The organism is Ligilactobacillus salitolerans (assembly GCF_003864415.1).
GTDB classification, from domain to species: domain Bacteria; phylum Bacillota; class Bacilli; order Lactobacillales; family Lactobacillaceae; genus Ligilactobacillus; species Ligilactobacillus salitolerans.
Genome location: NZ_BFFP01000047.1, coordinates 1 through 19,039 on the forward strand (window position 1 = coordinate 1; position 19,039 = coordinate 19,039).

The following is a 19,039-nucleotide window of genomic DNA, read 5'->3' on the forward strand; positions in this document are numbered from 1 at the left end:
ATACACAGTGTTTTACTATGCGCATTGCGCCAGTACCCTTTCCGTGTATTCACGTAGATTTTAGCTTCTTTACGGCTCATACCTAATCTGACCAGTGCTTTGAAACGGGTCCCAATATTCTTCCACTGCTTCCAGATATACTGGCGAATACGCGAGCGCAACCATTCATCTAGATGCTGAAGAAAGATTTTCATCTTCCCGATAGAGTAATATTGGATCCAGCCCTGCATTTTCTGCTTGATTTCCTGCAAAATCTTATCAAGGCTGACGCCTCGATTTCTCTTGGTGATTCTTTTCAATTCTTGTTTAATTCTTTGCTTGGCCTTTTGATGAGGGCGCGGATAGGCGCCATTGCGCCCCACACTCAAAGAAAAACCCAGAAACTTCAGTCTCAGTGGCGAGCCGACTTGCGTCTTCTCTGTATTCACCTTGACCTTGAGTTTCTTTTCTAAGAACTGAGTGATGCTTTTCAGAACACGTTCACCTGCCCGCCTGCTTTTGACGTAAATATTACAGTCGTCCGCATAGCGCACAAATTTATGTCCTCTTCTAGTCAATTCTTTGTCCAGTTCATTCAGGTAAATATTTGCCAACAAAGTTGAGATGTTTCCACCCTGTGGTGTACCCTTAACGGACTTTTCAAAAAGTTGACCATTCATCACACCACTCGTTAAGAATTTACGAATCAGATGCAAAACCCATGGCTCATTGATGTAGTTTCCAAGAAACTTAATCAGCAGGTCATGGTTCACATTGTCAAAGTAGGACTTTAAATCAAGGTCGACCACGTAGTGATAGCCTTGATTGTAATAATTGACCACTTTCCGTACTGCATCTTGTGCACTACGATGTGGTCGAAAACCATAACTATTGTCAGAAAATATCCGCTCGAAGATTGGTGTCAGTTGTTGCGCTACGGCTTGTTGGACTACACGGTCGACGACCGTTGGGATACCTAGCTTGCGCTTTGACCCGTCAGTTTTAGGGATTTCTACTCTCTTGACCGGCTGAGGCCGATAGCTTTCAGAGCGCAGTTCTTCCACCAACTTTGTGTTATTTTCCTTCAAGTAAGGGCCAAGTTCCTCGACGGTCATGCCGTCGATTCCCCCAGCTCCTTTATTACGTTTGACATGCTGGTAGGCCGCATTTAAATTATTGCGGTCTAAAATCTTCTCACGTAATAAGCCATTCTGAATTCTCTGTTCACCAGAAACAATACTACGCGCTCCTGTTTTCTCTCGCCCTTCCAAGGCTACCCTCCGCAGGCAGTCAGCTTTGTTTTCTGCGATTGTCGCATTGTTTCCACCTCCAGGATGAATCAAAATTATTGTTGTTCAGCCCTTCACAATTACTGGCTACTATGGCCTCGGCTGACTTCTGTCATGGACGACCCAACATTACTGTTAAGCCTGTTCCTGCCAGAATTAACTTCCGGCTTGAGGGAACCGCCGTGACAGACCTCCCCGGGTAAGAACAGTAGCTTTCGCATCAAACCGTTGGCTTTACTGTGACGGTTTCGAGTGGTCAAGGACTTCGGTTTGTTTAGCAACCTCATCCTACCGTTTCCAGCCTTTTAGCCACTTCTTGTACATCGATTCGATGTTTTGTCTAGGGCTTCCTTCAGATTCTACCTCGCGATAGACACCCTTGCCTTCGACTTGTGATACCTACCACTACGGCTCACAGCGGACTCACACCGCCTAGTTACTGCCCATGCCGGGCGCACTAAAAAAGCGTTCGTTTTCAACGAGCGCTTTTTTTGTGCACACTTCAAGTGCTGAGGTAATATTTTATTTATACAAATGCTCGCTTAGCCAACATTACTAAGAAAGCCAAGGATTCCTGCTGCCTTTTCTCCCTAGTACAAAAAGAACATAATTCCCAATAAACAGGGGATTCCAACTGATAGAGTGCAACTCGTTTAAATGGCGGCGTTAATTCATTGATCCTTTCTGGCACAAAGGTAGCCGCTAGCCCTCCTGATGCTAACTTATAAGCGGTTGTAATGTTTTCTGTCTCCATTAATATTTCTGGGGCTTTTCCCTGCTTTTTCAAGATATCATCTGCAACTTGCCGTAACTTTTGTCCCCGATGCAATAAAATCAGCGGCAGGTCACAAATCACCTTATTAGGCAAAGCATTGCTGCTTTGAAAGTTCTGCGCCAAAAAATCAGGCTGCACAGCTACTTTGATCTCTTCTTTTAAAATTTTTTCGCATTCCGCTGCCTGATCATTGAAATTATTGGGCGGTGTGAAAAAGGCAATGTCTAATTTACTTAATTTTTCAACAATCTCCACCGTTCTGCCTTCAATGATTTTTAATTCTATGCCTGGGTATCGCCTCTGGAATTCAGGCAAGATCCGCGGCAATAATAACCCTCCCCAGTACCTTGTGATACCGATCTTTATTACACCTTTCTTTACCGGCTGGAGAGGTTGTAATTGCTGCGTTAGCTGATTTTCCAAATATTGGATCTCATAAGCCGTTTGCAGAAACTTTTTTCCTGCATCAGTCAACTGCAAGGGTGAATTACGCAAGAACAGCACTACTCCCAACTCATTTTCTAAATTTTTAACAAACTGGCTGAGCGATGATTGTGCCATGTACAATTTCTTAGCGGCTTGTGAGAAACTCCCTGATTCAGCAAGGGTAATTACATAGAGGTACCTCTTATTTAAACCCATAGTTTCCTCCCTATAGAAAAAAGCGATAGATAGCATCGAAAAAGAGTATTAGACGATAATTCGCTAAAATTATACAATTAATGTGATTAAGTTAACAAGCTAAGGAGTTGAAATTCATGGAAGAATTGCGTGTGCTTGTTCCAAACGGGATGCTTGGTTATGGCTTTCCACTAGCAGATTTTGAGCGTGGTATGCAAAAACATCCTCATGGAATTGTTGTTGATGCTGGTTCTACAGATTCTGGTCCGCAAAAATTGGCTCTGGGGGAAATGACTTGTCCAGAATCTGCTTATTATAAGGAACTCTCTATCTTAGTCCCCGCCGCTAAAAAAGCTGGTATCCCATTGATGGTCAGTTCAGCGGGGGGAGACGGAACTAATCAACACGTTGACCTCTTTGGAGAAATAGTCGCAAAAATTGCTGCAGAACAAAAATTAAGTCTACGAGTTGCCAAAATATACAGCGACGTCTCTAAGATACAAATCAAGGACGCCTTGGAAGCAGGCAAAATCAAGGCAATGCAAAACGTGCCACACCTTGAAAATACTGAGATAGATGCAGCGACAGTGATCACTGCTCAAATGGGAGCAGAACCTTATCTTAAACTACTACGGTCTGAACAAAAACCGGATGTGATCATCGGCGGCAGGACCTATGATCCTTCCCCTACAGCCGCTTTAGGGATTTACTATGGCTTTGACCCTGCTTTAGCTTGGCACATGGGTAAAATTATCGAGTGCGGTGCAATTTGCTGTGTGCCAGCAGGCAAAACCGTCTTAGGGACACTACACAAAGACCACTTTTTAATTGAACCGCTTTCTCCAGATTCAAAAGCCCTTCCCCATACTGTAGCTGCTCATACAATGTACGAAAAAAGCAGCGCCTTAAACTTGCCGGGACCAGGTGGTGTCTTAAACTTAGAATCGTGTGAATTCAAAGCTGAAACAGAGCGTATCACACGTATTTCGGGCAGCCGCTTTATTCAAGATAAAAATTACACGGTAAAATTAGAAGGCGCTAAAGTCGTTGGCTACCGCTCTATCACTGTGATGGGACTCCGAGATCCAATTTTAATTGACCAAGTTGATGACGCTTTAACTTACGTCAAAGAAGAAACACAAAAAGAGCTTCCTCAAGAATGTGCACAGTCACAAATTATCTTTCATCCTTACGGCAAGAACGCAACCATGAAAAACCTAGAAAGCCTAACTGATGAACCAGGACATGAGATGTGTGTTATCGCCGAGGTTGCTTCTCCCACACAAGAAATGGCACAGCTAGTTGTTAACCGGATCCGAACGACCCTGCTCCATTATGGTTACCCTGGTCGGATTGCCACATCAGGTAACATCGGCATGCCATTTACTCCCTTGGAGATCCCATTGGGAAAAGTATGTCAATTCAACATTTACCATTTAATGCAAATCAATGATCCTGTCGCACAATTTCCTGTAACTATCCAGGAGGTGGGTAACAAATGAAGCTTCAAGACTACGCACAAATAATTCGCAGTAAAAATTCTGGTCCTTTTGAATTGACATTCGATATTCTATTTGACAGTCTGGAAAAATATGAGCATTTCGTCGCAAGCCAGGTCCTAACGAAGGAGACATTCGCCAAATTATACCAGATCAACGTCAAAGATATTATTACTTTTGAACAATTTAAACCCGCTCGTGGGATAAAAATTACTATTCCCCGTCCTTGGCCTCAAGGTTCAGTTGGCGAAAGCGATATGCATGGCTCACAGCAATATGCCAACTTATTAACAATTGAGGTCCCAGAATAATAATCTGGAATTTTTATATCTCTTATGATAACAGCAGCAAAAACACCTTATCTAAATTGCTAAATCTCTACAAAACCAAGCTTTACTTGACTTTTGTGAGACGCAACAAATTAGAATAAGGTGTTTTTAGTTACCTTCTATTAAACATTACTGCTGATTTTTCCAACAACATCATGCCCGCATGACCGATATTCATCGATCACACCCAGCTTCTTGAAAACAGTTTGCTTATAGGCAATCTCGGCATTCCACTCAACAGTTTCCAAGACTTCAGTGGCAGCGTGCAGGTCCGTGTCGGTAATCAGAACACCGTGACTATTCAGCAAGAAGATATTCTCCTTAGCTTTATCTCCCAGCTTCTCTAACTCCGAATGGACAAGATCAGCGAGCTCTTGAGAACACGCTTCACGGTACGGCAGACATTTGATTCGTCCTAGAGGAACATTGACCGAAGTGACTTCTGTTAGATTGGGCATGTCCATTCCCAATGTTGCCCAAAACATACAGTTCGGTGCATGGGAATGGTAAACTACTCGGATATCAGGATCAACTTGATAGGCTTCTTCATGCATATTGATCTCCCTGGTCAAGCGTCCCTCACCTGCCACTTTTTTTCCTGTGGCTAAATCAACAACTAGGATTTGCGACAAACTAAGCTTGGCATACCAGGCTTCTGACATAAAGGTCGGTGTCATCAAGAGATAATCATGCCCTTTTTCATAGGTCTGGCCGTCATACGTAAATGTTTCGTTCGGGCTAACCTTTAGCGAGATATTGCCTCCCGCGACATTAGTCATTTTGCGTGCAAACATTTCTCGGGCAACATTCGCCAGATCCTGGCGTTCAGTTTCAAATGGCAGCCGCTCTTTAGTTATACTTTGTTCACTCATGATGCATCTTCCTCCTTCTTGCGCAAATATTCTTGACGTTTCTTTTGTGCCTGCTGATATTTTTCCTCACGTTTGCGATTATAATCCGCAAAGATCACCGGATCCCCGTATTTGGAAAGATAAATACCGAACACGATTACAGCGAGACACCCAGGAATGTTTTTAGTAAAAATTGCTAAAATCATCAACAGTACATTGATGAACAAAGCTAGTGACCACCAAATTTTTGCACTGTGCGTTTCCTTTCTTTGCATTTCAGCTCAGCCTCACTTCGTTTTTTTACCATAGTTGCTAAAGTCCAGCCCATCGATTGCATCCACGCTAGTAACTTTTTGTTCAGTTTTTTTCTTCGTCTTCTTAAAGTTACTGAAATCCTGTCCGTCAATATCAGCGACTTGCCATTTATCTTGTTTCTGTCCCCTGGAAGTCTCTGGTTTTTCATCAGTTACTGGCAGCTCTGGCACACCAGCCAAATTATACCGTTTGCTTGGCAACGGGATCTTGTTTTGATCCAAGTACAACCAGACAAACAATAACAGCCAGATGATTGCGCCGGCAATTGCCCACCATTTACCGGTAAAGACCTGGGCGAATAACATCCGAAAGTCTGGTCCTTCAAATGTCGACCATGAAAGTTGTTGTCCGGCTTTAACATTGACAGCTCCAGTTGTCTTCGCCAAATTAGTGATCACGGGTGCGAAGTATGTTGCCCCATAAAGAAAAATTGGAGTTGTGATAATTCCTAGGGTGAGCATCCGCCAAAGGTTAGCCCCGGTCAGCAGAAGTGCAGCAACGACAAAGGAGAGGTTAATAATTCCTGCGAACGGTAGAACCGTATTGCCCGGCAAAACCATCGCCAAGATCAACATTACAGGAACCAAAATAATAACGGTGACCCAGAGTTCATTTCGACCAGCTAAAATCGGCCAATCCAAGCCGATAAAAATCTGCCGTCCTTTAAAATGATTTTTCATCATCTTATTCATCGCGTCAGCAATCGGATTTAACGCTTCCATGAACAGTTTAGAGATCATCGGGAACATCGTCATAGCGGCGGCTGCTTCGATTGCCAATTGCAAGGAACCTGAAACTGAATAACCAGCGCCAAAGCCTAACAGCACACCAATAATTGCGCCCATTACTGAATTATCTGCAAAAATACCGATCTTCTTTTGAATCGCATTCGCGTCAGCCGGACGGTTCATAATTGGAATAAAGTCCAATAATTTATTCAACGGCATCAGCAAGACGGCAAACAGGCTGATGAAATGCGGGACTGTCACTCCTGGGATCCCAGTTAGATCTTCAATATGCCTTTGCCACATATCCCCCGCCTTGAGCTCCAAAACGATTTGTAAACTCGCAACAATAAAGCCATAAAGAGAGTTATGAGTGAAGTATAGAACAACTACATACGTGAAAATCTTATTCCAGACATTCCACATATCAACGTTTAGGGTCTTAGTCCAGTTGAAGGTCAACATAATAAAATTAATCAATAATAAGAGCGGGAAAAACAGAAATGCTGTTTTATAGGACCAGGTGATCGCTGCAACTCCTGGCCAACCCTGGTCGATAGCATTTAAGCTTAAATGCATTAACTTAGACATCGATTTAGCCGCAGGTGAAATTGCATTGGTCATATAATTAACAACCAACGTCATCCCGCTAAATGCAACCCCTAAAGTCAACGCTGCTTTGACTGCTTTGCTTAATTTCAGCCTGGCTAATAACGAAATAACAAACATGATCAGCGGAACAAAAACGGCTGCTCCCAGATTTAGAACATAGTTGACAATTGTTTTTAAAATGTCCATTAGATGCTCACTCCTTTATTTATGAAGCATTTTTCAGACTCATCAAGGCATTAACTAAATCTAAATAGGTCTGGTCGCCCTTGGCACCAGTTAAAAGATCTACTCCATTGACATCTGGGATCCCTTCCTCATCACAAATTTCTTGAATTTCAGGGGTCGGTTTAGCCAACCAGACATAAACATCGTAATTCGCCAGCACACTTGCCAGCTGTTTAAAGTCAGTCGCTTCGACTTCAACGCCGCTGACAGAATGTTCCTCTAAAAATGACTTGATCGACCCGACTACTGTTTCGCTGGTTGCGACCCCACTCCCGCAGGCAACTACAATTTTGAGCATATAGATCTCCTCCTAAAAATTATTGATCAAATAATCATACATATCCGCTGGTTTATCGATTTTCTTAAAATCCATGACAAATTCCTGATTGTTCATCAATTGCATGAAGCGTTGCAATAATTTGACTTGCAGATCTTGTGTTTCCTTGACAATGCCTAAGAAGAAAAAGTTTCTGGCCAGCTCATCCTCATTAGTTCCCATCTGCTGCACTCTGATCTCATTTTGAGTCTGGACTACTGCAATAAAAGGCTGATTAACATTTTCTGGATTAGCATGAGGTAATACGATCGGTAAATATTGCGTAATAACCCCTGTCGGAAATTCGTCTTCTCTTTTGATCAATGCCGGCAAAAAGCTTTCCTTAACAAGGCCTTGTTCTGCCAACTTGTCTGCTACTTTCTGATAAAGATCATTACGGTCATTCGCTTCAACCTGTAGGAAAATTAAATCCTTGTCAAATAATTCAGAATAATTGCTCATTTATTTAGCCTCTTTCCGTTCACAATTTATGAACACATATGAATTTTTAACTACAAAATATTTGATTACATGGTAATTATAAAGCGCTTTCTTTACTTATTCAACACTTATGGTACAATATATTTAATCGTATTTCTTCGATGATAAAAGTTCACAAATGTTCATTTGCCAAAATATTTACTTAGCATAGTTAAGTCGACCTCAGTATTAAAACCGACTGCTAATTAACCGGGTAAATTTTTTTCTGCTTGAACATTATTCATTTTCTGTTTCGCAGTTCCTAACCATCAACTTAGAAAGAGGTGCTTAAATTTTGGAGTTAACAAAAGAAGAACGTCTGAATAAATTACTAAAAATTTTATCAGAACACCAAAAAATCAGTACAAAAGAATTGCAGGCGATAATGCAAGTCAGCATTTCTACACTCAGAAGAGACCTGCTGGACCTGGAAATGACAAATTCAATCCGCCGAACTCATGGTTATGTCAGTCTTCTAGAGTACTCTAACGTCGAGATGGCATATGCGACCCGACGAGGTAAAAATGAAAATATTAAAAACCGCCTGTGTAAAAAAGCAGCACCGCTGATCACAAATGATCAGGCAATTTTTTTAGATGGATCATCTACTTTAGAATTTTTTCCCAAGTACTTCGCTAACAAATCAAACCTGCATGTGATCACGAATAATATCAATTTAGCTGCAGAAGTCAACCAGCTCAAAAACGTTGAGCTTTCTGTCCTGGGAGGCAATCTGCTCTACCGCTCAAAGTCAATTTTAGGTCCGCGCGCGATCGCTGACCTGCAGCAAAATTTTCGGCCAAACATAGCTTTTATTTCTTGCAGTTCATTGGATGCAGAGGGGATCTACATGGCAAATGAAGAACAAAAATTCCTCAAAAAAACGGTCATGCAATGTTCAGAGCAGACTGTCCTCTTGGTCGACCATACTAAATTTAATCAAAAGGATTACATCTTATTGAGCGATTATGACTCAGTCAGCATCAAAACGATCATCACCGATCAATTGCCGCCCCAAGAAATTTTAGAAACGATCCAAGCAAATGATATCCAGCTGTTGCTCGCTGAGTAACTTTACTGCCAAAAAACCGCCTAAGCTGACGTTCCAAGCTTAGGCGGTTTTCGTGTTGTTAGAAAATATTGAGCAGTACGGTTAGCGTGCCAATACTGCAGAGAGTACTAATTAGTGTGCAAGTCGAAACAAAATCAGGATCAGCGTCAAATTGAATAGCATACATAGTGGTATTGGCTGCACTGGGCATCGCAGCCATGAGCACAATAACTGCGGTTATGATCGTGCTCAAGCCAAAGATAGTGCAAATCACATAGGCCAAAAAGGGCGAAACCAGTAAGCGCATGACCATCGCCAGGCTGACATTACCTAATGAAACTTTTCCCACGGTAACTCCTGCCAGCTGCATACCCAAAATCAGCATAATCAGCGGAATAGTAATGTTGCCAATCATATTGACACTTTTCATCAAATTAGCTGAGAGCTTGATTTGATAGAGATTCAATAAAATCGCCGGAATGATCACATAATTCATTGGTTGTTTCAAAATGGCCAACCCAGCAGCTTTAATTCCTTGCTTGCCGCTTTGATTGGCCGCGGCTGCAATGTAGACCCCAACGACCCCCATCAAAATATTATGAAAAACCATAATTGCCATCGCGTATTCTACGCCTCTCTGACCAAACGCAAAGATAATAATTGGCACACCATAGTTGCCGCTATTCGGGAAAACGGTCGCTAGCAAGAAACCGCAGAGCTTTTGCCGGTCATAATGAAATACTTTGCCAATAATGATGCCCAAAATGATGCCCAAAATGAGTAAAGCACCCATGATCAACAATGAAGTCCAGACAACATCTAAAAAGCCTTGGTCAAGATGAGCCTCATAAAATGTTTTGAAGACTAAAAACGGCAGCAGCAAGTAAATCGCTACCGTTGACAGTGGTTTGATCTCTAAACGAAAGATTTTCTGAAAAATAAACCCTACCAAAAATATCAGTAAAACAGGCAGCATCACCTGTTCGAATACACCCATAGCATTTCTCTTCCTTTCGTCTGATCAATCTTCGACAAAAAGATGTTCCCTCAAAATTTGATCAGCCTCACAGCCCGCAGCTGGCTTTTTGCCAATTACTCGCGCTGGAGAGCCGGCTAAAATTACGTCATCACCAAAGGATTTAGTAACCGTTGAATTTGCGCCAACTACCACGTTATTCCCCAGAGTCACTCCTGGTAAAACAACCGAACTAGCTCCAAGCCAGACATTATCACCGATCGTAACAGGATGGCCGATCCCGATGAAATTACCGCGTAAGGTCGGATCAAGCGGATGGTCGGCTGAATAAATCTGTGCTTTAGGTCCCATAAAACAATGATCCCCAATGGTTACCGGTGCGATATCTAGGATCACACAATCGTAATTACATAAAAAATCATCACCAACGTGGATGTTGTAGCCAAAGTCACAGCGAAAATTCGGTTGGACATAGGGGCTTTTTCCGACAGAACCGAATAGCTTTCTAACTAAGTCATCTTTTTCCTGCGTCTGCAGATCATCCAACTCATTGATCTGCTTGCACAATCTGCGCGCCCGGGTTTCATCTGCAGCGAGTTCCGGATCCATAATGTAATATGGTTCACCATCCAAAAATTTTTCTTTCTCCGTCTTCATGCGTCTTCTCCTTCACCAAAAACAACGATCCACAATTCTCGAATCTTGAGACTTGAGTCTACACCGTAATATACTTCCCGTTTTTATCGTCGTATTTCATCTGTTCATAAAGATAAAGGCGACCTATGCATCCGCATAAACCGCCCCTCTTTCAAACTTTACAGCTTACTTGTTTCAGGTAAATATTCTGGATTAGCTGTGACACCAAACGCATCGGCTAACTGACGCAGCTGATCATCAGTGATCTCCTGCTTGATGTTTCCACCCTGTGCGCAGATCTGTGAATAAATCGTCGCTGCTTTCTCAACAGTTTCAATCAAGCCAAAGGCTTCATCGACATCAGCACCAGTACCGAAAATACCGTGGTGCGGCCAGATCACTGTTCTGAAATCGGCCATTTTCTGTGAAGTTGCTGCCCCAATTTCATTTGTCCCCGGAGTCATGTATGGGATGATCCCAATTCCTTCTGGGAAGACAACCAATGATTCGGCTTGCATCTTCCACAAGAGACGAGTGATCTCACGTTCATCCAAATCCTGCGTAAACGATAAAGCGATCACGTTAGTCGGATGGCAATGCATAACTACCCGATGACTTGGATCAACTTTCAGGCGTTCAATATGCGACATCAAGTGACTCGGGAATTCTGAAGTCGGCTTTGCTCCGTCTTCATAGCCCCACAAGAGGTCGGCATGCTGACCATCAGCTGTGATCTTCACTAGACCAAGATCCAAGTTGGGCTGATCAATAACATTTCTGAAATAACGTCCCGTACCAGTTACCAAGAAATAGCTTCCAGCTAAAGCCGAGGCATCAAAGCCCAAATCAAGAGTCTCTTTAACCTCTGAAACATCATCGAAATCAGCAACATCTTCGTCAGTCAGCCGCAAGGAAACATTACCGCCATTTCGTTCATCCCAGCCGTGCTGATACGAAGCCTGTGTGACACTAGCAACTTTCTTAACAAATTCTGAATCTCCAAAACTAACCATGATCATATTCCTCCTACGCTTTTTGGCAAGGTTTAAATTTTAGTAATCAATTTTCTTTTTAGTTACGCTTGAATTGAACGTCTTTTTCATATTGATGGATGTTGTCCAACCAGTCAGTTCCTACTGGTACATTATTCCGCAAGCAGAATTCATCCCAAACAGCACCGAATGGATAGGATTTAAGTTCTTCTGTCACTGCCAAACGAGTCGTAAAGTCATAGTTTAATTCAGCTTCTTTTAAGTCTGCGATCGGTGACAGCATAGCTTGCAGCAATGCCTTCTGTGTAGCGCGTGCGCCAATGACCCAAGCTGAAACGCGGTTGATCGTTGCATCGAAGAAATCAAGCCCGATGTTTGTCTTGCTCAATAAGTCATCACGAACCAAGGAACGGGTGATCCGCTGCAAAGCTTCATCAAAGACCACAACATGATCACTATCCCACCGAACTGGGCGAGAAACATGCAGCATCAAGCCTTTACCGCCAAATGGCAAGAAGGCAGTGAATTTATCGGAAACATCTTCTGTTGGATGGAAGTGTCCGGCATCGATCGTCCACAGCTTGTTCCGGGTCAAGGCGTAGTTGTCGTAGAATTCATGGGAACCTACTGTGTATGATTCAACCCCAGTCCCAAACAATTTACCTTCAAAAGCTTCGATCGTATTCTTCTCATCGTAGGCAGCGGAATTGATAATTTCGTCCAATGCATCGATCATCCGCAAACGCGGTGTCAGCTTGTCGATCGGATTATCCTTGAAGCCGTCTGGCATCCAGAAGTTATTGACTGATTGTTGACCCAACTCTTCACCAAAGTAATTAGCGATCGCGCGGGATTGTTTACCGACGCGAATCCAGAAATCACGAATATCTTTTTCTGGACTAGCCAGAGTGAAGTTCTGTTTGAGTTTAGGATGATTGAAGAATGTCGGGTTCATATCTAAACCGATTTTTTCTTGTTTAGCCCAGTCGACCCAATATTTAAAGTCTTCTGGTCCAATTTCGTCAAAATCCTTCTTTTTATCTGAGACAGCGTAAAGGGTATGCAAAGCAACTTTATGACTGCCTGGGATCAACGACAAAGCTTCATGCAAGTCGCCGGTCAATTCATCTGGTGTGCGGGCAATTCCAGGATAATCACCGCTAACTCCGATCCCGCCAGTTAATTCTTGTTCCGGATTGACGAAACCATGGATATCATCTCCCTGCCAGCAATGAACCGAAAGTTTAACTTTTTCAAGCTGCTTGATTGCTTCTTCGGTGTCTACACCTAGTGCTGCATACCGTTCTTTAGCTGTTTCATATGCCTTTTCGACTGTTTCTGCCTTAACCATAAATAAATCGCTCCTTTAAAATGTTTTTAGTCTAGATGGAAAACTTCATGCAAATCAGTTGTGACTGGGCTCTGATCTGGATTAGTATCCATGATTGGTTCCATGTATGCCCACCACTTCTTGCAAGCTTCCATTTCAGAAATTTGGTTATACTTTTCGATGTCGTCTACTTCCAGATAGGCAAATAGATTGCCAGTTTTTTTATCCAGGTAGATCGAATAATTATGTGCCCCGGCTTCTTTCAAAGCTTGGCGCATTTCAGGAAATAAGTTATTATGCCGCCGTTCATATTCATCGTATTGATCCGGATAAACATGCATCAATTGGCCCATTCTAACGGTCACTTAAGTCTCCTCCTTCAAACGGTCGTTTTTTTAGTTTCTTTCAAAAATGCTTGGTACTCGTTTAATTTATACTGCAAAGACCCTTCTGGGCTATATTTCTTCAATGGGAAGGAATCTGCAATAATTCGCCGGGCAAGATAAACATTCAAGATATCCCCTTCGGCGATCATTTGAACGATCACATTACCGATCGCAGTCGCCTCAGATGGACCAGCGTACACATCAACACCCGCGATCGTAGCCGTTAATTGGTTCATGATCTCAACGTTTGACCCGCCGCCGACAATATTCAATGCATCAACTTTATAACCAAGAATGTTGCCTAAGATCTCAAGCTCATTCGCATAGTACAAGGACAGGTTAGAATAAACTGCCATCGCAATTTCGCCCGGAGTTTCCGGCACCTTTTGCCCAGTCTCACGACAATAAGCCTGTAATTCTTGGATCATGTTTGCCGGATTTTGGAAACGATCATCATTAACATCGATAAACTGCTGGAATGGTTCTTCTTGCCCCGCCAAGCCGGCTAGTTCGGCGAAGCTATACTTATTGTCCAGTTCTTCTTTAACATTTTGGATGATCCAAAGGCCCATAATGTTTTTCAAGAAACGGTAAGTTCCATAAGCGCCCCACTCATTGGTGTAATTATGCTCAAATGCTGCTTCACCGTTCTCCGGTACGTTCAACTCCGCACCAATCAAAGACCAGGTGCCTGAACTCAGATAGGACCAACGTTGTCCGACAGCCGGCGTACCAACAACAGCTGAAGCTGTGTCGTGTGTTGCCACTGTCACGACCTTTGTTTTAGGCAGGTCATATTTCTGGTGCCATTTATCAGCTAACTCGCCCAGGTTCGTACCTGGATCGACCAGTTTCGGGAACTGTTCTTGTTTAACATTAATTTTTTCTAGCAGATTATCATCAAACAAACCTTCACGCAGACTCAACATCTGAGTTGTCGAAGCATTTGTCACTTCTGTCACTGCATTCCCGGTCAGGACATAACCGATATAGTCGGGGATCATCAGGATCTTATCGGTTTGAGCCAGCAGGTCTTGATCTTCTTCAAAAAGCTGATAAAGAGTGTTGAAATCTAGAAATTGGATCCCAGTTTTTTCGTAGATATATTCTTTAGGCAACTCTGAAGTTAACTTCTCAATTGACTCCTGCGTCCGGGCATCTCGGTATGAGACAGGATCATTCAACCGTTCACCGTCTTTGCCAACCAAGACATAATCTACTGCCCAAGTATCGATCCCCAGGGTGATTTCCGTGTACCCGGCTTTTTTGATTTTTTCCAAGCCCGTAAATATTTCTTGGATAAGATGATCAATATCCCAACGGTCATGACCGTCTTTCTTTGTAAAACCATTTTTAAAGCGGTGCATTTCTTCCAGCTTCAACTTACCATCAACAAGCTGACTGAGCATCAGCCTGCCGCTGGATGCACCGATATCTACTGCTACATAAGTTTTAGCCACGCTACCACCCTCATTTAATTAGCTTCGTTGCCTTCTGCTCCATCAATAGTTTGTCCAAGTGCGTCGACTTTATTGACTTTAGTTGTGCCATAACGCTCTTCAGTAATTTCATCTAATGACTTGCCGCGAGTTTTCGGTGTCCAAATTGTTCCGATCAGAAGTGAAACGATCAGCAATCCAATCATAGCTAACCCAGCGGCCTTGAAGCCCATGCCGGAAAGGATCATTGGGAAAATAATTGACCAAATTCCCGCAGTTCCACGGACAACGAAAAACATGATTCCTTGAGCGCCTGCCCGGTATTTAGTTGGAAACAGTTCAACCGCCCATAATGCATACCATGCCTGAGCGCCGATCCCAGCAGAAAGACCCCAGATAATAACAAAGGAGAGTAAGGCAGTCCAGCCAAAGCCCATGAAGGTCAAGATGATCCAGGATAAGGCAGCCATGAAAGCTCCAACAAAGAAGAATTTACGGTGATCGATCTTATCGCCGTAAAGAGCGAAGCCATAATAGCCAGCAAGCGCCGTACATGCCCACAAAAGAGCTTGCAGCAGGTTGGCTTGTAAATTATTCAACCCGCCAACGGTTTCATAGACATAGGGCATGAAGAAGCCCATTGCACCAGAAACCAAGTTCCAGAAAACATATACTCCGCACAGGAATAACACACTCTTAACAGAAACTGCACTGGAAAATAATTCCTTATAAGGATGCGGCTTAACTCCCGACTCTTTTTCAACTTGCTTTTGTTTGACCCAATCTTTTGACTCTGGCAGAGATCTTTGTAAAGACCATGCAATAAATGCGATCACGGTCAACATTACAAATAAGATCCGATTACCTAACAGTCCTAGCGGTGCTAATAAAGTCGCAGAAATAAAGATCACAACTGGTCCCATTGACCACGAGAACTGCGAAATACCAATATCATGCGCTCTGTTTTTTCCATCCGAAGTTTCACCGATATATGTCCAAGAAGCTGGAACACCTGCGCCAACAGCCATCCCGGTGATCAGAAAACCTGCCAACAGCATTGGGAAGTTCATTGAAAAGACGATCGTCAATGTCCCAAGCATATAAACCAGCATATCGTATGTGTAAATAATCTTTCTGCCGTACTTATCTGATAAATGACCGCCAATAATTGCACCTATCGCAGAACCAAAAGCATTGGCACTCAACGCGCCTAAAAGTCCGACTGCAAAACTGCTCAAACCAAACTCTTTTTGCCACAAGGTCAAACCAGCAGCACCTGCGACGATCGAACCAGAATCCAAAAAGTTCGTTAAGGAAACGGCCCATGTTGAAGAATGTGAATTTTTCGCCATAGTTATTAACTCCTAATTTTATTTTTGTAATCGATTACCGACTTCGAAATCCATTATCACTTGAATAGAAAACGCAATCAATGACACATAACTACAATTTTAGTATCATTTAACAACATTTTAAGTTGCGCTTACATTTTGTAATCGTCTTTGTTTTCTCTTTATTTCACATTTTGTTTTTACAACTATTTTTGTGCATTCTTTTATTTTCTTCGTTAATTCTCTGTAATAAAGGCTTTTTAGGTGGTGAACATAGTAATTACGTTATAAACGCATAAGAGTAATTTCTTGTTTTTTTGAAATTTAGTATTATTTTTCACTAACTTTTTATTGCTTTTTATGATTTTAGGTGTCATAATCTGTGGTGTTAATAAAACTGCAAAAGGAGCAGATCAAAATGAAAATCAAAGCAGCTGTTGTAGAAAAAGTTGGCGCACCATTCACTATTAAGGACGACATTGAATTACACGAAGTTGGGCCAACAGACCTACAGATTCACATGGTAGCCAGCGGTATTTGCCACTCCGACGAAGCCATCCGTAGAGGCGATGCTTCGTTAGGCTACCCAGTAATTTTGGGTCATGAGGGTGCCGGGATCGTGGAAAAAGTTGGTACTGAAGTCAAGAACTTCCAAGAAGGCGACCATGTGATCCTTTCCTTCTATGCCGATGGCACGTGCGACAATTGTTTGCGCGGTGTCCCTACCCAGTGTCGCAACTATGGCGACTACAATTTGTCAGGCGTGCGTGCTGATGGTGAAGATCATTTCCAAGAAAATGGTGAACATATTTCAGACATGTTCAATCAGTCTTCATTTACAACTACAACTGTTGTTGATCAACGTAACGCTGTCAAAATTGACAAAGATCTTGATTTGAGAAAAGTCGGACCACTGGGTTGCGGCTATGTGACTGGTTCCGGGACTGTCTTCAATACATTGCAACCTAAACCCGGCGACACGATCGCTGTTTTCGGTACTGGTGCCGTTGGATTGGCTGCCATGATGGCTGGCAAGATCTCCGGCTGTACTAAAGTGATCGCTGTCGACATCGTGCCTGAACGTCTGGAGCTTGCTAAAGAATTAGGCGCAACCGATGCTATCAACAGCAAGGAAGAAGATGCCGTGGCTAAGATCAAGGAATTAACAGGCGGCTATGGTGTCGATTGGACCGTAGACACAACTGGTTTGTCATCTGTGATCACAGACGGCATTAAAGCCTTGGCACAAGGCGGAACCTGTGCAGCCATCGCTGTTACACCGCATCTGATCGAGTTATCAACTTGGAATGACCTTTGTGTTGATGACAAGAAAGTCGTTGGGGTCAACATGGGCGACTCTATTCCGCAAATCGATATCCCTCGTTTGCTGGAATTCTACAAACTGGGCTGGTTTGACTTTGATAAGACTGAGAAATTCTATGACTTCTCAGAAATCAATGAAGCTAACGCTGATTCCGGATCCGGCAAAACGATCAAGCCTGTTTTGATCATTGACAAAGATTACGACCCTAGCAAATAATTACTGACAAGTTTAATTCTCTTAACTAAATGACTGACCCCTAAGCAAACTTCATTCCGGCTTAGGGGCCTTTTGTAATATAATATTGTACACAAGGAGGTTGAAGCTCTTGGATCAAACAGTTTTTCAGGGACTTCAGTCAATGTCTGAGATTGAAAAAAAACAGCATCAAGACCATCGTTTTGTTAACGATATGCCCAATGCTGCCCTTGATTTGAATCGGACTGAAGTGACTGGTGTCCCCTCTTTAAACAATAACTATTTTTTTAAATACCACTCGGTCTATATCAGTAAACATAATCGCTTTGCGCCCTACCCCAAACATTCGCATAAGTTTTTGGAATTGAATTACATGCTCTCGGGGAGTTGCCAGCAAATTGTTGATGGGGAAAAAGTAGCCTTAAAAGAAGGCGACATTTTAATGATGAACATTGGCTGTTCGCATTCGATTGCTGCATTAGGAGAAAATGACCTGTTGATCAACTTGCTCTTTAGAGACCAAAGCATTACTTTTAACCTCCTCAATGATATTCACAGCAACAACAGTCTGACCTACAGCTTTCTTTCAAATATTTCTTTGGGAAAAAAAACAGAACGCAACTATATTATTTTTCCCGAAAACCGTGACATCAAAAAGACCATGGATTCAATCATTGAAGAATATTATCTTCAAAAACCATTTTCCAATTCAATCATTGAATCCTACCTTGATATACTGATCTCAAAAATTTTACGCCATCATCCCATGCCGACAGTGAAGCTAAAGAATGAACAGCAACAATTAGTTTTTAAATGTTTAAAGCAAATCGACCAAAATTATAAGACTATCACATTGGCGGAGTTGGCCGAGGATCTCGGTTATAACAAGGAATACCTAGGGAACTTGATCCGTAAGTTTACTAACAGCAACTTCTCAGATCTCAAAACCAAGCAACGCCTGATCCAAGCCAACAATTTACTTGTTACAAGTACTTTACCGGTCAATAATATTATCGAAGAAGTAGGGATCAAAAATAAAAACTTTTTCTACAAAAAATACCAGGAATTCTACGGTCTCTCCCCTTCAGAAAGAAGAACCGATTTATTCAAACGTCATAGTCAGCTGTAATAGTTACTACCTAAAAATGTACTTGCATCACAGTCAATTCATTAAGCTTTCCTTTAAGTATGAATTTTGTTCATATTTGTTCACGGAGCCAAAAATTTCGCTCAAATCGGGTAGGAGATAGTTCACACTATCGACCTCCCACACCACCGTACGTACGGAACCGTATACGGCGGTTCAACAACTTAAGCTTTTGCTTGAATTGACTGATACAGCTGGGACATGTTTAATAGTCCT

The 19,039-nt window shown here is 42.4% G+C and carries 19 protein-coding genes; 5 read left to right on the top strand and 14 right to left on the bottom strand.

Annotation, left to right across the window (positions count from 1 at the left end; all coding sequences use genetic code 11):
- Both ltrA and LFYK43_RS10835 read right to left on the bottom strand, forming a co-directional pair.
- A partial coding sequence (gene ltrA / locus LFYK43_RS10825; RefSeq protein WP_124978226.1) for a group II intron reverse transcriptase/maturase occupies positions 1–1,289 on the bottom strand: 1,289 nt, incomplete at its 3' end.
- Between the two features lie 505 nt (positions 1,290–1,794).
- Positions 1,795–2,685 carry a LysR family transcriptional regulator gene (locus LFYK43_RS10835; RefSeq protein WP_158609240.1) on the bottom strand — a complete coding sequence of 297 codons (891 nt, stop codon included), beginning with the start codon at positions 2,683–2,685 and terminating at the stop codon, positions 1,795–1,797.
- Between the two features lie 116 nt (positions 2,686–2,801).
- Between LFYK43_RS10835 and LFYK43_RS10840 the strand changes: the two genes are divergently transcribed.
- Both LFYK43_RS10840 and LFYK43_RS10845 read left to right on the top strand, forming a co-directional pair.
- Complete coding sequence (locus LFYK43_RS10840; protein ID WP_124978195.1) at positions 2,802–4,166, top strand: acyclic terpene utilization AtuA family protein; 1,365 nt, start codon at positions 2,802–2,804, stop codon at positions 4,164–4,166.
- Complete coding sequence (locus LFYK43_RS10845) at positions 4,163–4,474, top strand: DUF4387 domain-containing protein (RefSeq protein WP_124978197.1); 312 nt, start codon at positions 4,163–4,165, stop codon at positions 4,472–4,474. Before LFYK43_RS10840 ends, LFYK43_RS10845 begins: the two co-directional genes overlap by 4 nt.
- Positions 4,475–4,614: 140 nt before the next feature.
- Here the strand turns inward: LFYK43_RS10845 and LFYK43_RS10850 are convergent, their stop codons facing one another.
- The 5 genes from LFYK43_RS10850 to LFYK43_RS10870 are packed head-to-tail and all read right to left on the bottom strand — an operon-like array spanning position 4,615 to position 7,998.
- Positions 4,615–5,364, bottom strand: coding sequence for a class II aldolase/adducin family protein (locus LFYK43_RS10850; protein ID WP_124978199.1), 750 nt, complete (start codon positions 5,362–5,364; stop codon positions 4,615–4,617).
- Positions 5,361–5,618, bottom strand: a complete 258-nt coding sequence (locus LFYK43_RS10855) for a hypothetical protein (RefSeq protein ID WP_124978201.1) — start codon at positions 5,616–5,618, stop codon at positions 5,361–5,363. Before LFYK43_RS10855 ends, LFYK43_RS10850 begins: the two co-directional genes overlap by 4 nt.
- 12 nt (positions 5,619–5,630) lie before the next feature.
- Positions 5,631–7,181 (bottom strand): PTS galactitol transporter subunit IIC, encoded by a 1,551-nt coding sequence (locus LFYK43_RS10860; protein ID WP_124978203.1) that lies wholly within the window; start codon positions 7,179–7,181, stop codon positions 5,631–5,633.
- 19 nt (positions 7,182–7,200) lie between these two features.
- Positions 7,201–7,518, bottom strand: a complete 318-nt coding sequence (locus LFYK43_RS10865; protein ID WP_124978205.1) for a PTS sugar transporter subunit IIB — start codon at positions 7,516–7,518, stop codon at positions 7,201–7,203.
- Positions 7,519–7,530: 12 nt separating this feature from the next.
- Positions 7,531–7,998 carry a PTS sugar transporter subunit IIA gene (locus tag LFYK43_RS10870; protein WP_124978207.1) on the bottom strand — a complete coding sequence of 156 codons (468 nt, stop codon included), beginning with the start codon at positions 7,996–7,998 and terminating at the stop codon, positions 7,531–7,533.
- 313 nt (positions 7,999–8,311) lie between these two features.
- Between LFYK43_RS10870 and LFYK43_RS10875 the strand changes: the two genes are divergently transcribed.
- Complete coding sequence (locus LFYK43_RS10875; protein ID WP_124978209.1) at positions 8,312–9,088, top strand: DeoR/GlpR family DNA-binding transcription regulator; 777 nt, start codon at positions 8,312–8,314, stop codon at positions 9,086–9,088.
- Between the two features lie 58 nt (positions 9,089–9,146).
- Here LFYK43_RS10875 and LFYK43_RS10880 read toward each other — a convergent pair whose 3' ends face one another.
- From LFYK43_RS10880 to LFYK43_RS10910, 7 genes are all read right to left on the bottom strand, one after another.
- Positions 9,147–10,064, bottom strand: a complete 918-nt coding sequence (locus LFYK43_RS10880; protein ID WP_124978211.1) for an AEC family transporter — start codon at positions 10,062–10,064, stop codon at positions 9,147–9,149.
- 24 nt (positions 10,065–10,088) lie between these two features.
- Complete coding sequence (locus tag LFYK43_RS10885; RefSeq protein WP_124978213.1) at positions 10,089–10,700, bottom strand: sugar O-acetyltransferase; 612 nt, start codon at positions 10,698–10,700, stop codon at positions 10,089–10,091.
- A gap of 158 nt (positions 10,701–10,858) precedes the next feature.
- Positions 10,859–11,692, bottom strand: coding sequence for a rhamnulose-1-phosphate aldolase (gene rhaD, locus LFYK43_RS10890; RefSeq protein WP_124978215.1), 834 nt, complete (start codon positions 11,690–11,692; stop codon positions 10,859–10,861).
- Between the two features lie 58 nt (positions 11,693–11,750).
- Complete coding sequence (locus LFYK43_RS10895; protein WP_124978216.1) at positions 11,751–13,022, bottom strand: L-rhamnose isomerase; 1,272 nt, start codon at positions 13,020–13,022, stop codon at positions 11,751–11,753.
- 26 nt (positions 13,023–13,048) lie between these two features.
- A complete protein-coding gene (rhaM, locus tag LFYK43_RS10900; protein ID WP_124978218.1) occupies positions 13,049–13,366 on the bottom strand; it encodes an L-rhamnose mutarotase in 318 nt (105 codons plus the stop codon).
- A 14-nt stretch (positions 13,367–13,380) separates the two neighbouring features.
- Complete coding sequence (rhaB, locus tag LFYK43_RS10905; protein WP_124978220.1) at positions 13,381–14,847, bottom strand: rhamnulokinase; 1,467 nt, start codon at positions 14,845–14,847, stop codon at positions 13,381–13,383.
- Positions 14,848–14,861: 14 nt separating this feature from the next.
- The gene (locus tag LFYK43_RS10910) at positions 14,862–16,178 is read right to left on the bottom strand and encodes an MFS transporter (protein WP_124978222.1); all 1,317 of its coding nucleotides are present in this window, start codon (positions 16,176–16,178) and stop codon (positions 14,862–14,864) included.
- A 397-nt stretch (positions 16,179–16,575) separates the two neighbouring features.
- Here LFYK43_RS10910 and LFYK43_RS10915 point away from each other — a divergent pair, with 397 nt between their 5' ends.
- Both LFYK43_RS10915 and LFYK43_RS10920 read left to right on the top strand, forming a co-directional pair.
- Entirely contained in the window at positions 16,576–17,697 is a 1,122-nt protein-coding gene (locus LFYK43_RS10915; RefSeq protein ID WP_124978224.1) for an NAD(P)-dependent alcohol dehydrogenase, read from the top strand.
- A 109-nt stretch (positions 17,698–17,806) separates the two neighbouring features.
- A complete protein-coding gene (locus LFYK43_RS10920; RefSeq protein ID WP_229718025.1) occupies positions 17,807–18,805 on the top strand; it encodes a helix-turn-helix domain-containing protein in 999 nt (332 codons plus the stop codon).
- Positions 18,806–19,039 lie beyond the last annotated feature (234 nt).

What these genes read in the sequence shown, in the direction of transcription:
- LFYK43_RS10865 (WP_124978205.1), bottom strand. Translation starts at nt 7,518, where the DNA reads ATGCTCAAAATTGTAGTTGCCTGCGGGAGTGGGGTCGCAACCAGCGAA.
- LFYK43_RS10840 (WP_124978195.1), top strand. Translation starts at nt 2,802, where the DNA reads ATGGAAGAATTGCGTGTGCTTGTTCCAAACGGGATGCTTGGTTATGGC.
- LFYK43_RS10855 (WP_124978201.1), bottom strand. Translation starts at nt 5,618, where the DNA reads ATGCAAAGAAAGGAAACGCACAGTGCAAAAATTTGGTGGTCACTAGCT.
- LFYK43_RS10860 (WP_124978203.1), bottom strand. Translation starts at nt 7,181, where the DNA reads ATGGACATTTTAAAAACAATTGTCAACTATGTTCTAAATCTGGGAGCA.
- LFYK43_RS10910 (WP_124978222.1), bottom strand. Translation starts at nt 16,178, where the DNA reads ATGGCGAAAAATTCACATTCTTCAACATGGGCCGTTTCCTTAACGAAC.
- LFYK43_RS10880 (WP_124978211.1), bottom strand. Translation starts at nt 10,064, where the DNA reads ATGGGTGTATTCGAACAGGTGATGCTGCCTGTTTTACTGATATTTTTG.
- LFYK43_RS10870 (WP_124978207.1), bottom strand. Translation starts at nt 7,998, where the DNA reads ATGAGCAATTATTCTGAATTATTTGACAAGGATTTAATTTTCCTACAG.
- rhaD (WP_124978215.1), bottom strand. Translation starts at nt 11,692, where the DNA reads ATGGTTAGTTTTGGAGATTCAGAATTTGTTAAGAAAGTTGCTAGTGTC.
- LFYK43_RS10885 (WP_124978213.1), bottom strand. Translation starts at nt 10,700, where the DNA reads ATGAAGACGGAGAAAGAAAAATTTTTGGATGGTGAACCATATTACATT.
- LFYK43_RS10915 (WP_124978224.1), top strand. Translation starts at nt 16,576, where the DNA reads ATGAAAATCAAAGCAGCTGTTGTAGAAAAAGTTGGCGCACCATTCACT.
- LFYK43_RS10850 (WP_124978199.1), bottom strand. Translation starts at nt 5,364, where the DNA reads ATGAGTGAACAAAGTATAACTAAAGAGCGGCTGCCATTTGAAACTGAA.
- LFYK43_RS10835 (WP_158609240.1), bottom strand. Translation starts at nt 2,685, where the DNA reads ATGGGTTTAAATAAGAGGTACCTCTATGTAATTACCCTTGCTGAATCA.
- LFYK43_RS10845 (WP_124978197.1), top strand. Translation starts at nt 4,163, where the DNA reads ATGAAGCTTCAAGACTACGCACAAATAATTCGCAGTAAAAATTCTGGT.
- LFYK43_RS10895 (WP_124978216.1), bottom strand. Translation starts at nt 13,022, where the DNA reads ATGGTTAAGGCAGAAACAGTCGAAAAGGCATATGAAACAGCTAAAGAA.